This window comes from Tannerella forsythia, from assembly GCF_001006485.1.
Lineage (GTDB): Bacteria > Bacteroidota > Bacteroidia > Bacteroidales > Tannerellaceae > Tannerella > Tannerella forsythia.
Genome location: NZ_JUET01000129.1, coordinates 73,183 through 88,283 on the forward strand (window position 1 = coordinate 73,183; position 15,101 = coordinate 88,283).

Here is a 15,101-nt window from a genome sequence, read left to right on the forward strand (position 1 = left end):
ATTTCGTCACATCTTTTTTCCCATGCGTCCTGAATACGGACTGCAAAGCTAAAATAAATTCTCGGGATTCACATTCTTTAGAGGCTTAAAAGTGCGGATTTAACATGAATTAAACAAGTCGTTCCTTCAACATCTGCTTCGTTTTCGATCTCGTTACGAAGAATTGTGTAATTTTGCGGTCGATTATGGATTTAACAGTCAAAGCCTCCAATAATATCTGTGCAACGATTTTCCTGCCGGCCTCCAAAAGCATCAGTAATCGTGTGGCGATACTCAATGCTTTATCTCCCGTTCCGCAGCCGCTGTACAATCTTTCCGACAGTGATGATACGGCTGTGATGCTCGATGCGCTATGTACCGACCGCGAAACCGTAGACCTTCGGGCTGCCGGCACTGCCATGCGCTTTCTCACGGCCTACTTCGCTTCCCGACCCGGTCAGCGAACGCTCACCGGAACGGATCGGATGCGTAACCGGCCTGTCCGCGCACTGGTCGACGCCTTGCGTACGCTCGGTGCGGAGATCGATTATATGGAAAAAGAAGGCTTCCCACCGCTGAAGGTTACCGGAAGACGCCTGCCTGGCGGGGAAGTAACCCTTGACGCAGGCGTCAGTTCGCAATATATCTCCGCGTTGCTGATGATCGCTCCCTCCATGACGCGCGGAATATGTCTGCACCTGACGGGTACGCTTGTTTCCGAACCGTATCTTCGATTGACTGTCGCACTCATGCGACAATTCGGGATCATCGTCGAAGAAGAAAGACAGACGTTTACCGTCCGTCCACAGACTGTTCGTCCCATACCGTTTACGGTCGAAGCCGACTGGAGCGCTGCCTCTTACTGGTACGAAGTAGCGGCCCTCTCGCAGACGCCGGTCGAAATCGAACTGCCCGGATTGCTTCCCGACAGTTTGCAGGGCGATGCAACCATCGCATCACTCTTCCGATCGTTCGGTATACACACCGACTTTACGTCCGAAGGGCGTGTCAGGCTTACGCGACGCGGTATGGCCCTACCGAACCGTTTCGACTATGACTGTGTACGCATCCCCGATATGGCTCAAACGCTTGCGGTGACTTGTGCCATGCTGCATGTCCCGTTCCGGTTAAGCGGATTGCAAAGTCTGAGGATCAAAGAAACCGACCGGTTGAAGGCATTACAGACGGAACTGTGCAAACTCGGCGTCGTGCTCACAGAGCATGACGGCAAGGTTCTTGAATGGGATGGCAACCGATGCGACGCCGAACCGGAACCGGTCATCGCCACTTATGACGATCACCGGATGGCCATGGCTTTTGCTCCCGTCGCACTGCGCCGAAAAGGCGGGATCAGCATCGCAAACCCCGAAGTCGTGTCGAAAAGCTATCCCCGCTTTTGGGACGATCTTCAAACCGCCGGATTCCAAACAAACCCTTAACCGAACAAACAAAAGAAGTAAAATGATGATTATAGGGTATATTCTGCTAAGCATCGTCGTGCTGGGATTGATTGCCGCAGGACTGGGACAATGGGAACGGTATGTGCGCCGCCGCAGATATGAGCGCGGCGAAATTGAGCATGTTGACGACGATGAGCCGTCGGCTGATATCGCAGTTTCCTCAGAATGCTGCGGGCAGCATGAGTTATGTGAACGGGAGAGCCTTCTGGCGGTCGTCAGCCGGGCTGTCGAATATTATAACGATGAAGAGCTGGACGGCTATCGCGGTACACCGTCGGACGCCTATTCCGATAATGCTGTGGAAGAATTTCGAGAAGTCCTCTACACACTGCGTGAAGATGAAGTCTCCGGCTGGGTACGCAGTCTCCAATTGCGAGGCATCTTTCTCCCTGACGCAATCAAAGATGAAACTTTCCTGATCGTAGGCGAACGAAGAAAATAACGCAAGGCCAGCCTCCAGTTCTCCGACAGACAAATACGGCAAAATCAACCTGTGCCTTCAAAAACAAATTAGAAATAGAGAAAAATTTCTTTAATTGAATCGTCTATTCCGAAAAATCATCGTACTTTTGTAACCTGAATAAGGAAAAGGTTATCATTCCTGACAAAAACAAAGCAAAGAAACAAAGAGCATTACATATTTTAATCAATTAATTCTTAAACGCAAAATGGCAAATTTAGATTTAAGCAAGTACGGCATCAAGGGCAATTTTGAAATTGTACACAATCCGTCGTACGAAGTATTGTTTCAAGATGAGATGAATCCGGCCAACGAAGGATTCGAGAAGGCAAAACTTACCAAAAGCGGCGCTACCGCGGTTTATACCGGTAAATTTACCGGTCGCTCGCCCAAAGACAAATATTTTGTAAAAGACGACGTAACCAAAGATACCCTCTGGTGGGACGGCACCATCAACCGCCCCTGCACGAAGGAAGCATTCAATTACTGCAGAAGCCGCGTAGTAGCCCAGCTCTCGAAAGCGAAAAAACTCTACGTGGTGGATACCTTCTGCGGAACGAACGAAGATACCCGCATGAAAGTGCGTTTTGTGATGGAAGTAGCCTGGCAGGCTCACTTCGTAACCAACATGTTCATCCGTCCTTCGCACTACGAACTGGCGCACTACGGTGAGCCCGATTTCGTTTGTCTGAACGGTTCCAAAACAACCAACGATAAATGGCAGGAGCACGGACTGAACTCCGAAAACTTCACCCTCTTCGACCTGACAGAAAAGATGCAGGTGATCGGTGGTACCTGGTACGGCGGCGAAATGAAGAAGGGAATCTTCTCGCTGATGAACTACTACCTGCCGTTGCGTGGCATTGCCTCGATGCACTGCTCGGCCAACGTGGGCAAAGACGGCGACGTGGCCATATTCTTCGGCCTCTCCGGAACGGGTAAAACGACGCTCTCGGCCGATCCTAAACGCTACCTTATCGGCGATGATGAGCACGGCTGGGACGACCACGGCGTGTTCAACTACGAAGGTGGCTGCTACGCCAAGGTGATCAACCTGAGCGAAGAGAACGAGCCGGACATCTGGCGCGCCATCCGTCGCGACGCCCTGCTGGAAAACGTCACCGTAGACGACCAGGGCAACATCGACTTTGCCGACGGTTCGACGACCGAAAATACCCGTGTCTCCTATCCGATCTACCACATCAACAAGATCGTGTTGCCTTCGCGTGCCGGACATGCCGACAAGATTATCTACCTCTCGGCCGACGCTTTCGGCGTATTACCTCCGGTATCGATCCTCGACGACAATCAGGCGCAGTATCACTTCCTCTGCGGATTCACCTCGAAGCTGGCCGGAACCGAGCGCGGCATCACCGAACCGCAACCTTCCTTCTCGCCCGCATTCGGCGAAGCCTTCCTCACGCTTCATCCCACGATGTACGCCAAACGTCTGGTGGAAAAGATGAACAAGCACAACGCCAAAGCCTACTTGGTGAACACGGGATGGAACGGTACCGGAAAACGGATCTCGCTGAAGGATACCCGCGCCATCATCGATGCCATCATCGACGGCTCGATTGAGAAAGCGGAAACAAAACACATTCCGATTATGAACCTCACCATTCCGGCTAAACTGGAAAAGGTATCCGATATCCTCGACCCGCGCAAGACGTATGCCGATGCTGCCGAGTGGGAAACCAAAGCCAAAAAACTGGCTGCAATGTACATCAAGAACTTCGAGCAGTACTGCGACAACGATGCCGCCAAGGCATTGATCCCTTCGGGACCGCAGTTAGACTAATCCGTCCGTCTGCCTGAAGCAGTGTAAAAAAAGGGCGTTCTTGCAAAAGAGCGTCCTTTTTTCAGTTCATCCAGCACAGGTATCAGCCCTTGTAAAACTTACGGTTTATCTGACCGCTGATCAACTATTCACGTGAAACGGTTTTGAGCTGAAGGAAATATTGTCGTTGCAGTTCGGGGTAATGTTCTATGGCATATCGTAAAGCGGTACGCGGCATCCGGAGCGCATGTTGTTCGAGGAAGCCTGTCAAAGACTCCCGGTCACGTTTGCCGACTTCGCGCAGCATCCATCCGACGGCTTTGTGTATCAAATCGTGCGGATGAGAAAAGAGTTTCTCGGCTAATGCGAACGTATCGGCAAATTCATTGTTTCGGATAAACGAGATTGTCGAAACGATTGCGATGCGCTGCTCCCACAGACACTCGCTTTTCGCCATTCGATACAGGATATCACGCTCTTTATCGAGCAGATACAGACCTACGATGGTAGGGCAAGTCAAGTCTACCAAGTCCCAATTATTCGCCCGGTCGGCATGCTTCAGGTAGAACTTGTAGATTTCCGAGCGTTCTTTTTCGGAAGCTTTTTTGAATCGTTCCGTCAGGATCAGCAGGGCGCAAAGACGCGCCTCGTGATAATCGCTTCGCAGTAATCTGTGCAGCTCCGACACGGGCGTTCCGAGATTAGCCTTGGCAATGCTGCGGATATGCGGCACAACGACCCCGATAAATACGTCACCTTCACCGTATTGACCGGGGCCTGTCTTAAAGAACCGTTGCAGATGCGCCGCCTTGGCCGGTGTGCCGACAGACTGTAATTCCGCAATGATGAAATCGGCGGTCATGGATGCAATACGCGGCTGACGGGACGGTCGTCCTCAAAGAATCCGATGACGTTATCGCTGACGGCGTGCGCCATCTTGATGCGCGAATACGTAGTCTGCGTACCGATATGCGGCGTGAGCACCACATTATCCATAGTCAGCAGCTCGGGAGACGGACGGTCGTTGAACTCGAAGACATCCAACCCGGCTCCGTAAATTTCTTTATTCTGCAATGCTTTGATCAACGCCTTTTCGTCCACCATAGCGCCGCGTGCCGTATTGATCAGGATAGCTGTAGGCTTCATCTTCTTCAATTCCGCCTCACCGATGATATGGTGTGTCTCGGGAGTGTACGGAGCATTCAGCGAGATAAAATCCGACTGGGTAAGTAGTTCGTCCATCGTAACGTATGTTGCCTCGGCCGTTGTTTCTTCATGAAGGTCGAGCCGGCGACGGTTGTGATAGATCACCTCCATGCCGCAGGCTCTGGCACGTTTGCACAACGCTTTCCCGATACGTCCCATCCCGATGATGCCGAGCGTCATGTCCGTCACCGGCATCCCTAAGTTCTCGAGCGTACCTCGTTTCATTTGGTCGCCGAATTGGCGCACTTTACGGTCGCATTCGGAAATGCGGCGAGCCGTATCGAGCAGGAGTACGAGCGCGAGGTTGGCTGTCGGCTCGGTTGTCGGCGCCGGCGTATTGGTCACCGTAATCCCTTTCTCCAACGCATACGCGACATCGATGTTATTGTATCCCACGGCATAATTAGCCACCAACTTCAGGTTGGTCGCCCGATCGATCAATTCCTTATTGACGGGAAAATCCAACATGGAACACAGCACATCGTACTCCGGAATCATCTCCATCACTTCATCATACGTAAAATCTTTGCCTTTCGGCGGGAAGGTCACGTCATACCTGCTTTCCAGCTCCGCAAACCCCTCGCGGAACATGTCATACGTAATTAATATCTTCTTCATGATCATTCAAAAAAACGGTTTACTGTCGGACAAAAATACGCAACATCCGTTGAATCCCATGAAGTTTTACTAATTTTGTGCCCTAAAGAAAGAAAAAATGGCATTGAACTACATTTGGATCGGATTTATCTTAGTGGCTTTCGTGGTTGCTTTGTGTAAACTGATTTTTCTTCAGGACACCGATGTTTTTACACAGATTATCTCTTCGACTTTCGATTCGGCACGAATGGGGTTCGATGTATCCATCGGATTGACGGGCATTCTCTCTCTCTGGCTCGGACTGATGAAGATAGGTGAAAAAGCGGGCCTGATACATGCTTTTGCCCGGATTGCCTCACCCGTTTTCGGGAAACTGTTTCCGGAGATACCGAAAGATCACCCGGCCGCGGGGTCTATTTTTATGAATATCTCGGCCAATATGTTGGGACTTGACAACGCCGCCACGCCGATCGGACTGCGTGCCATGCAGCAGTTGCAGGAGCTGAACCCGAAGAAGGATACGGCCAGCAATGCCATGATCATGTTTCTGAATATCAACGCTTCCGGCCTGACGGTCATCCCGATTACGATCATGATGTATCGTGCCCAATACGGCGCAGCCAATCCGTCGGATATCTTTCTGCCGATTTTGCTTACCACATTCGTCTCTACGCTCGTGGCTATTATAGCTGTCGGCATTGTCCAAAAGATCAACCTCTTCCAACGTAATTTATTACTCTTCTTTCTGGGCGCTTTCACCTTTATCGGCAGTCTGGTATGGTTCTTCCGCTCACTTCCGCAAGAGAAAGTATCGTTATACTCGACGTTGTTCGCTAACGCGCTGCTTTTTTCCATCATCTGCGGATTCATCATTTGCGGAGTACGGAAAAAATTGAATGTTTATGACGCTTTTATCGAAGGCGCGAAGGAGGGTTTCCTCACCGCAGTAAAAATCATTCCCTACTTAGTCGCGATTTTAGTGGCCATCGGGGTGTTCCGGGCATCGGGAGCAATGGATTATCTCGTCGAAGGGCTTCGCTGGTGTGTAACGTCAGCGGGCTTGGATGCCACGTTTGTAGGAGGCGTGCCGACCATGCTGATGAAACCGTTGAGCGGCAGCGGAGCACGGGGCATGATGTTGGATGCGATGGGAACATACGGTGCCGATTCGTTCGTGGGACGGCTGGCCTGCGTGGCGCAAGGCTCGACGGATACGGTCTTCTACGTGGCGGCCGTGTACTACGGCAGCGTGGCCATCCACAACACGCGACATACGATTTCGTGCGCGCTGCTGGCCGATCTGGCAGGGGCGCTCACCGCAATAGCCATGACATATTTATTCTTTTCAGTATGATTACTTACACTACGGAAGACGTAAAAATGCCTGTATTCCCCAAGCGCAAAACAAGTGCCTGGATTAAACGCGTAGCAGCTCTTCATGGCAAAACGGTAGGAGATATCGCCTATATTTTCTGTTCGGACGAGAAGATCCTCGATGTAAATCGCATGTACTTACAGCACGATTATTATACCGACATCATTACGTTCGATTATTCCGAAGACGACATGATATCGGGCGACCTCTTTATCAGTCTCGATACGGTTCGTACCAATGCCGAAAAATTCGCCGTGGCATACGACAGTGAATTGTATCGGGTGATCATCCACGGCGTCCTGCATCTGTGCGGGATCGACGACAAAGCGCCGGGCGCCCGCGCCGTGATGGAACGATATGAGAACGAAGCGCTGCAACTGCTCGACACGCCGGCTACTTGAACAGTTTACCGAGATTAATGATGGGAGAAACGTCGTAAACGGTTCTCCATTTGCCCTCGAACGGATTAAACTCCCGGCCGACCGTACCATAGAATCCAAAGATATCGTTGAACATCGTTGTAGCAGAGACCCCATAGCCGGTATGAGGAACGAAAGGCGAAGATAACATGGAGCCATGTTGCGCATTATGGCTCGCCCCCATCGAGTATCGGCCGTAAGCTCCGAGGGTAAACCATGAGTTTACCTGATACGACGTCATAAGGAAACTTATGCCGTCATAGTACGGGCGATAACCGAAATTATGGGTATATCGCATCGCGTAAAAACCGCTCTGAAGAAGAAACGACTCGTTGATGTGGGCTTGAACGCCGCCGCCGGCCTTATATACGTCACTCACCCCCGGCGACAATTCCCTGCGGTTATACAGAAAGAGTCGGAGCTTCCGGTCTACGGGATACGAAGTCACATGGAAATCGTCCGATAGATTCATCGTACTTAACAGACGATAATGAGAATACTCCCACCGATGATCGGGCAGATTGAGTTTCATCTTTATCTCTCTTTCTTTTTCCATCTCCGGCGGAACCGGCGCTCTCAGATTCAGTTTGCGCTCCTCTTCCTGTGCATGTGACCCGGAAAACAGGAGAAAGAATAGGCACCCTGCCCCCAAAAACTTCCGAAACGCCCCCACCAATGGTAGAATTGAACTCTTGCTTGCTTTCATCCTATTTCCGATCGTAAACATGTTCTTACTTTTACGCTTTAACATATTAACACCCCAAAAGTAAGCAAAAATCTCGAATCGCCTGTTCGCATCGCCATTTTTTCCCCGATTTTCTTTCGGGCTAATGCACGGTCGGACTATTGTATTCCTCCTTTACTTCTCTTAACCCATTCACCTTGTTTTTAAAAGCGACTGTGCGAAGTTTAAAGAAAATCATATAAATTTGCAGCAAAATTAAGAATTATATAAAAAACGTTTAATGGTCGGTTACGCGCCGTATGAGTTCATACGGCAGACGGTTAACCGAATCAAACAGTGAAAGTATGGATTATACATTCAGGGAAATCGAGAAGAAATGGCAGGCACGGTGGGTCGCAGATAAGACTTACGAAGTAAAGGAAAATGACCGTAAGCCCAAATATTATGTATTAGATATGTTCCCCTATCCTTCGGGGGCGGGATTGCACGTAGGCCACCCGCTGGGATACATTGCTTCGGATATTTACGCGCGCTATAAACGCCTTCAGGGATTTAACGTACTTCACCCCATGGGGTACGATGCGTACGGGCTCCCGGCCGAACAGTATGCCATTCAGACCGGTCAGCACCCGGAGGTGACGACGGAAAATAACATCAGCCGTTACCGCGAACAGTTAGACAAGATCGGGTTCTCGTTCGATTGGAGTCGCGAAGTACGTACCTGCGAACCCGGCTATTACCACTGGACGCAATGGGCCTTTTTGCGGATGTTCGACAGCTATTACTGTAACCGCACCCGACAGGCACGTCCCATCGAAGACCTTGTGAAAGCATTCGAAACGGGTGGCACGGAAGAGCTGGATGTAGCCTGTACGGAGGTGTTGACGTTCACAGCCGGCGATTGGAAGGCGATGAGCCGGAAAGAACAACAGGAGACCTTGATGAATTATCGCCTGGCTTACCTTGGAGATACGATGGTCAACTGGTGTCCGATGCTCGGTACCGTATTGGCCAACGATGAGGTGAGCGAAGGTCTCTCGATACGCGGCGGCTATCCGGTAGAGCAGAGAGTGATGCGTCAGTGGTGTCTGCGCGTGTCAGCCTATGCACAACGACTGCTCGACGGATTGGAGCGGATCGACTGGACCGAATCGCTGAAAGAGACGCAACGAAACTGGATCGGACGAAGCGAAGGGGCTCAAATGTATTTTTCCATTGCAGAAAGTGACAAAAAGATAGAAATTTTCACGACGCGCGCCGATACGGTTTTCGGAGTCACCTTTATGGTCCTTGCCCCCGAAAGCGACTATGTATCTGCACTTACGACCGACGAACAGAAGCCGAAGGTAGAGGCTTACCTTGAGTCCGTCAAACGACGCACCGAACGCGAACGCATCTCCGACCGACGCATGACGGGCGTCTTCTCCGGTTCATACGCTGTCCATCCGATGACCCAAGAACCCATTCCCATCTGGATCAGTGATTATGTGCTGGCCGGATACGGTACCGGAGCCATTATGGCCGTTCCTGCGCACGACAGCCGCGACTATGCCTTTGCCAAACAGTTCGGCCTCCCGATTATTCCGTTGATCGAAGGGTGCGATGTCTCCGAAGAGAGCTTCGACGCCAAGGAAGGCAAAATGATGAACTCGCCGATGCCGGGTAAGGAGCTGCCGGATGGTCTGGTGCTCAACGGACTCGATATTCCCGATGCCATCGCAAAGACAAAGCGGTATATCGAAGACAAAAAATTGGGTTATGTCAAAATCAACTACCGTCTGCGCGACGCGATCTTCAGCCGCCAGCGTTACTGGGGTGAACCGTTCCCGATATACTACGATGCCGAGGGTATGCCGCAACCGATCCCCGAAGAGTGTCTGCCGCTCAGACTGCCCGATGTCGATAAGTTCCTGCCGACCGAGACGGGCGAACCTCCGCTCGGACGGGCGACGACATGGGCCTGGGATTGCGAAAAACGGCAAGTCGTAGAAAACACGAAAATCGACCGCCGTACCGTATTTCCGCTCGAACTGTGTACCATGCCGGGGTTTGCAGGCTCATCGGCCTACTACCTCCGTTATATGGACCCGCACAATGACCGGGCGCTCGTTTCACGGCAAGCGGACGAATACTGGCGCAATGTCGACCTGTACATCGGCGGGACGGAACATGCTACGGGACACCTTATTTACAGCCGTTTCTGGAATAAATTCCTGTACGATCTCGGCGTTTCGTGCGAGGAGGAACCGTATAAAAAATTGATCAATCAGGGTATGATACAGGGACGATCCAACTTCGTATATCGCATTGTCGGTACAAATCAATTCGTTTCACTCCATCTGAAAGACAATTACGAAGTGACGCCGATCCATGTGGATGTGAATATCGTTGACAACGATCTTCTGGATATCGAAGCCTTCCGCAACTGGAATCCCGAATATAAGGATGCCGAATTTGTGCTCGAAGACGGTCGGTACGTTTGCGGATGGGCGATTGAGAAAATGTCGAAATCGATGTTTAACGTCGTCAACCCCGACCTTATTGTTGAGAAGTTCGGCGCCGATACGCTGCGTCTCTACGAAATGTTCCTTGGTCCTCTTGAACAGTCGAAGCCGTGGGATACGAATGGTATCGACGGGGTTCACCGCTTCCTGAAAAGACTGTGGGGGATCTTTTACTGCCAATCCGGCGAATGGGGGGTCATCACCGATGAATCGACGGCTGACGAACGGAAAGCGCTTCATAAACTGATCAAAAAAGTAACGTACGACATCGAACATTTCTCCTACAACACCTCCGTCAGTGCATTGATGATTTGTTTGAACGAACTGACGAGCCTGAAATGTCACAAACGCGCTATTCTTGAGCCGCTGTTGATCGTCCTCGCCCCGTTTGCTCCGCATATCACCGAAGAGCTCTGGCATGCCCTCGGCAACACGACGAGCATCTGTGATGCGGCATGGCCGTCGTACGATGAGCAGTACCTGGTCGAAAGCTCGGTAACATATGCCATTTCATTCAACGGAAAGACACGGTTCAGTCTTGAACTGCCGGCCGATCTGTCGCGCGAAGCAGTGGAGAAGGCAGCATTAACCCATGAGAACTCTGCACGATGGATCGAAGGGAAAACACCCCGAAAGATCATTGTCGTACCTCATAAAATTGTAAATATCGTACTATGAAAGATTCGATTCGAAAAATTTATTATCCTTTGAAGGATTACCTCCTGATCTGTCTCGGTACCGCCATGTATGGATTCGGATTCAATGGTTTTATCCTCTCTAATCAGGTGGTTACCGGAGGATTGAGCGGTATTGGCGCCTTAATTTATTTTGCAACGGGCATCCCGGTTTCCACTTCTTATTTCGTAATCAATCTTCTTCTGCTTGCTATTGCATTCAAAGTATTGGGACTTAAATTCTTGTTAAAAACGATCTTTGGCGTAGTCGCTCTGTCGTTCTGGTTCTGGTTCTTCGAACAGCTGTTAAGCGGTAAACCCATCATGGAGAGCGGTGAAGTCTTTATGTCGATCATCATCGGCGCTTTAATCTGCGGTACCGGCATGGGACTCGTGTTCTCGGCCGGCGGCAGTACGGGAGGCACCGATATCATTGCGGCAATCATCAACAAATACAAACATGTATCCATCGGTGCGGGAATGGTCTTGTTAGACCTTGTGATCGTGAGTTGTTCGTATTTTATTTTCCAAAATGTCGACAAGATTGTGCTTGGGTTCGTGGAGATGGGAATCAACTCGTACATGCTCGACCGCATTCTCAATGCCAATACCCAGTCGGTGCAATTCCTGATCTTTTCGCGCAAATATGACGAGATTGTGGAGCGCATCATCAAAGACCTCGGACGGGGATGTACCATCCTCAACGGCGAAGGCGGCTATTCACACAGACCGATGAAAGTGATCGTGCTTATTGCCAAGCGTCGCGAGAGCGTAACGATCTTCCGTCTTATCAAATCAATCGACAGCCAGGCGTTTATTTCGCAAAGTGTCGTACGCGGAGTATACGGTGAAGGTTTTGAACCCATAAAAGCATAGCCATACAATTTTACGATTTTGATTGCGTTCTTTTGATAGGTGAACATTTGTTGAAAGCCGGATGTTTTAAAAAAAAGAAGAAAAAGCAGTGAAAACATTGGTATTTGCTACGAACAACGAACATAAGCTCCGGGAGGTGCGCGCCATGATGCCACCGGAGATCGAGGTGCTCGGTCTCTCGGATCTGAAATGCTCCGACGAGTTGCCCGAAACGTCATCTTCACTCGAAGGTAATGCGATGCAGAAAGCGCGCTACGTGAAAATGAAGCTCGGATACGATTGCTTCGCTGACGATACAGGGCTGGAGGTCGATGCGCTGTGCGGTGAGCCGGGGGTTTATTCGGCACGCTATGCCGGTCCGGAGTGCGACAACATTGCCAACATTCGCAAACTGCTCGGGAACCTCTCCGGGAAGTCCAACCGTAATGCACGGTTTCGTACCGTGATTGCACTAATTATCGAGGGCAATGAGTATCTGTTTGAAGGCATGATTTACGGACGTATCACACAAGTCATGCGGGGTACGAATGGCTTCGGGTACGATTCCGTATTCGTCCCCGACGGGTACAAACAAACCTTTGCCGAGCTGGACGAGGGTGTCAAAAACGGAATCAGTCATCGTGCGCGTGCCGTACGTAAACTGACCGGTTTCTTGAGCGGGCTGTAAACGGCAAGACCCTGTTATACGAAAGAAAGAGCAAGACCCATCTCTTTAACAAACGAAAAACAATCAACAGCAATGAATATCCGACATCTGATTCTTTTCCTGCTGGTTATCAGCACTTCCATCCGCTCACAACAGCATGAGAGATGGCGCACGTATCTGGCGAGTTACAATACGACAGCCGTAGCCGAGGCGGAAAACGACGTGTACGCCATGGCCGACGGTGCACTCTACGGCTACGGCAAAAACGACAACAGCGTGAAGATGTACACGAAGTTGAACGGATTGAGCGATTCCGACATCAAACTGATCCGCTACAACATGGATGTTCATATGTTGATGGTAGTCTATTCCAACGGAAATATCGACTTGATGAATCGCGACGGGATGTATAACCTGCCTTATCTTAAGAATGCAGGGAACATTCAGGATAAAACCCCGAACGAAATCAATTTCGTCGGAGAAAAGGCGTATCTGTCAACTCACTTCGGCATCGTGGTGATTGACATGAAAAAGAAAGAAGTTTTCGAGTCTTATAAGTTAGGCATGAAAGTGTATTCCTCATGCCTGCGCGGAGAGATGATCTATGCTTCTACCGAACGAGGCCTTTACACCGCGTCCACAAAAGATAACCTGATGGATTTCAATAACTGGAAGCAGCTTCCTATTCATGATGCAGACCTTGATAAAAAGAAAATCGTTCGCATCGGTATCTTTCAGGATAAACTCTGCCTCTGCATTCCAGGTGCCGGTCTCTACTACCGGAACGACGACGGACAAATCATACCGTTGGTGAAACAGATTTATATCGAAGGAATGACGATTCAGGGCGACCGTCTGTTGGCTCATACGGGTGGCGACCTTTACATCTACACTTCGCTCGAAAGTCCTGCCGAGACCGTTTCGCCCGGAGATGTCAAAGATGTATCCGCACTTAAGAATACGAATACCTACTGGATTGCATCCGGCACGAAAGGACTGATCGGCATCCGGCGAAAAAATGCGAACTCGTTTGAAACAATCGTTTCAGGGTTGAATATCGAGGGCCCTAAACGAAACTATAATGATCTTATGTTCATAAAAAAAGGAAAACTGCTCATTGCCGGAGGAACATATACTCCTACGGCGCGAGGGTATAGAGCAGGGACTCTGATGTCTTATGAAAACGGGAAATGGACAAACTTCGACGAAGGAGCTGCAGCAAAAGCGATCGGTTACGATATTCGTGATTTCTTAGACATTGCCGTCGATCCTGACGATGCGAATCATTACTTCGTTTCATCCTTTGGCGAAGGAGTCATCGAAATAAAAGATAATGCCTTTGTGCAATTATATAATCATAAGAACACACCGTTGCGACCAGCTCTTGAAACGGAGCAAGAACATTACGTGCGTGTTGGCGGTATTTGTTTCGATAAGAATAAAAATTTATGGATGACAAACTGTAGTGCCCCCAACGGTATTGTTGTACGGACTGTTGACGGGACCTGGAAGTCGTTATTCTTCAAAGGCGTAAGTAATGCTACTTTTATCGGTCGAATCATGATTACCTCCAAAGGGCACAAATGGGTCAATGTTCCGCGCGGCAATACAGGGATTCTTGTATTCGATGATAACGGTACGCCGACAGAACCTTCCGACGATAAGTCGAACTTTTTTGGCACATTAAAGAACGCTCGTGGAGAGGCGCTGAATCTAAATAACATTTATTGTATGGCCGAAGACCTGAACGGTGGAATATGGCTTGGCACAGATCAAGGGCCGATCATATGCTCTGCACCCGAGAATGCAATCAAAGACCCGAAAAACTTTTTTGGGAGTATGATTGTACGCCCCAACGATGACGGATCGAATGGTCTGTTCCTGAGTAGTGAACAAATCAATGCGATTGCGGTGGATGGCGGAAACCGTAAATGGATCGGAACCGGTAGCTCCGGGATATTTCTCATTAACCCCACCGGAACGGAAACCATCGAACACTTTACGGCCGATAATTCTCCTCTCCTTTCCGATAATATCCTGAGTATTGCCATCGATCATAAAACGGGCGAAGTCTTTATCGGCACCGATAAAGGCATCATCTCCTATCTCGGCACTGCCACCGAAGCCCGTTCTAACTACTCCGATGTGTATGCCTTTCCAAATCCTGTTCGCCCTGATTTCGATGGAAGTGTAACGATTACCGGCTTGATGGCCGACTCGAACATCAAGATTACCGATCTGAACGGGAACCTGATTTATCAGACAAAATCGGCCGGCGGCCAAGCTACATGGAACGGCCGTTCACATAACGGTCGACGTGTCGCCGCAGGGATCTACCTTGTCCTGGCCTCTACTCCGCAAGGCGCTGAAAGTGTAGTCACGAAAATTGCAGTCGTTCAATAAACGATTTTTTTAAATAAAGCGCAAAACATGGAAAAAA

12 protein-coding genes are annotated in these 15,101 nt (G+C 49.9%); 9 read left to right on the forward strand and 3 right to left on the reverse strand.

Features of this window, described 5'->3' with window-relative positions; all coding sequences use genetic code 11:
* The first annotated feature begins 185 nt into the window (after positions 1 to 185).
* The 3 genes from Tanf_RS12335 (at position 186) to pckA (ending at position 3,700) form a co-directional block, all read left to right on the forward strand.
* Positions 186 to 1,418, forward strand: a complete 1,233-nt coding sequence (locus Tanf_RS12335; RefSeq protein ID WP_046826067.1) for a 3-phosphoshikimate 1-carboxyvinyltransferase — start codon at positions 186 to 188, stop codon at positions 1,416 to 1,418.
* Between the two features lie 22 nt (positions 1,419 to 1,440).
* A complete protein-coding gene (locus Tanf_RS12340; RefSeq protein ID WP_371327237.1) occupies positions 1,441 to 1,881 on the forward strand; it encodes a phospholipase in 441 nt (146 codons plus the stop codon).
* 226 nt (positions 1,882 to 2,107) lie between these two features.
* Positions 2,108 to 3,700, forward strand: coding sequence for a phosphoenolpyruvate carboxykinase (ATP) (gene pckA, locus Tanf_RS12345; protein WP_046826068.1), 1,593 nt, complete (start codon positions 2,108 to 2,110; stop codon positions 3,698 to 3,700).
* Positions 3,701 to 3,824: 124 nt separating this feature from the next.
* Here pckA and Tanf_RS12350 read toward each other — a convergent pair whose 3' ends face one another.
* A complete protein-coding gene (locus tag Tanf_RS12350; protein ID WP_046826069.1) occupies positions 3,825 to 4,541 on the reverse strand; it encodes a DNA alkylation repair protein in 717 nt (238 codons plus the stop codon).
* Positions 4,538 to 5,503: a 2-hydroxyacid dehydrogenase family protein gene (locus tag Tanf_RS12355; RefSeq protein ID WP_046826087.1), complete on the reverse strand. Its 966-nt coding sequence runs from the start codon at positions 5,501 to 5,503 to the stop codon at positions 4,538 to 4,540. Before Tanf_RS12355 ends, Tanf_RS12350 begins: the two co-directional genes overlap by 4 nt.
* A gap of 97 nt (positions 5,504 to 5,600) precedes the next feature.
* Between Tanf_RS12355 and Tanf_RS12360 the strand changes: the two genes are divergently transcribed.
* Both Tanf_RS12360 and ybeY read left to right on the forward strand, forming a co-directional pair.
* Positions 5,601 to 6,836: a nucleoside recognition domain-containing protein gene (locus Tanf_RS12360; protein WP_046826070.1), complete on the forward strand. Its 1,236-nt coding sequence runs from the start codon at positions 5,601 to 5,603 to the stop codon at positions 6,834 to 6,836.
* Entirely contained in the window at positions 6,833 to 7,258 is a 426-nt protein-coding gene (gene ybeY / locus Tanf_RS12365) for an rRNA maturation RNase YbeY (RefSeq protein WP_046826071.1), read from the forward strand. Before Tanf_RS12360 ends, ybeY begins: the two co-directional genes overlap by 4 nt.
* On the opposite strand, the gene Tanf_RS12370 is transcribed toward ybeY, so the two are convergent.
* Positions 7,251 to 7,982 carry a hypothetical protein gene (locus Tanf_RS12370; RefSeq protein ID WP_140230616.1) on the reverse strand — a complete coding sequence of 244 codons (732 nt, stop codon included), beginning with the start codon at positions 7,980 to 7,982 and terminating at the stop codon, positions 7,251 to 7,253. The genes ybeY and Tanf_RS12370 overlap by 8 nt on opposite strands.
* Before the next feature lie 323 nt (positions 7,983 to 8,305).
* On the opposite strand from Tanf_RS12370, the gene leuS reads away from it, so the two are divergent.
* The 4 genes from leuS to porZ all read left to right on the forward strand — a co-directional run bounded on the left by leuS (position 8,306) and on the right by porZ (position 15,064).
* Positions 8,306 to 11,143 carry a leucine--tRNA ligase gene (leuS, locus tag Tanf_RS12375; RefSeq protein WP_046826088.1) on the forward strand — a complete coding sequence of 946 codons (2,838 nt, stop codon included), beginning with the start codon at positions 8,306 to 8,308 and terminating at the stop codon, positions 11,141 to 11,143.
* The gene (locus tag Tanf_RS12380; protein WP_046826072.1) at positions 11,140 to 12,015 is read left to right on the forward strand and encodes a YitT family protein; all 876 of its coding nucleotides are present in this window, start codon (positions 11,140 to 11,142) and stop codon (positions 12,013 to 12,015) included. Before leuS ends, Tanf_RS12380 begins: the two co-directional genes overlap by 4 nt.
* A gap of 88 nt (positions 12,016 to 12,103) precedes the next feature.
* A complete protein-coding gene (locus Tanf_RS12385; RefSeq protein ID WP_014224368.1) occupies positions 12,104 to 12,682 on the forward strand; it encodes a non-canonical purine NTP diphosphatase in 579 nt (192 codons plus the stop codon).
* A gap of 72 nt (positions 12,683 to 12,754) precedes the next feature.
* Positions 12,755 to 15,064, forward strand: coding sequence for a type IX secretion system anionic LPS delivery protein PorZ (gene porZ, locus Tanf_RS12390; protein WP_052449111.1), 2,310 nt, complete (start codon positions 12,755 to 12,757; stop codon positions 15,062 to 15,064).
* Positions 15,065 to 15,101 lie beyond the last annotated feature (37 nt).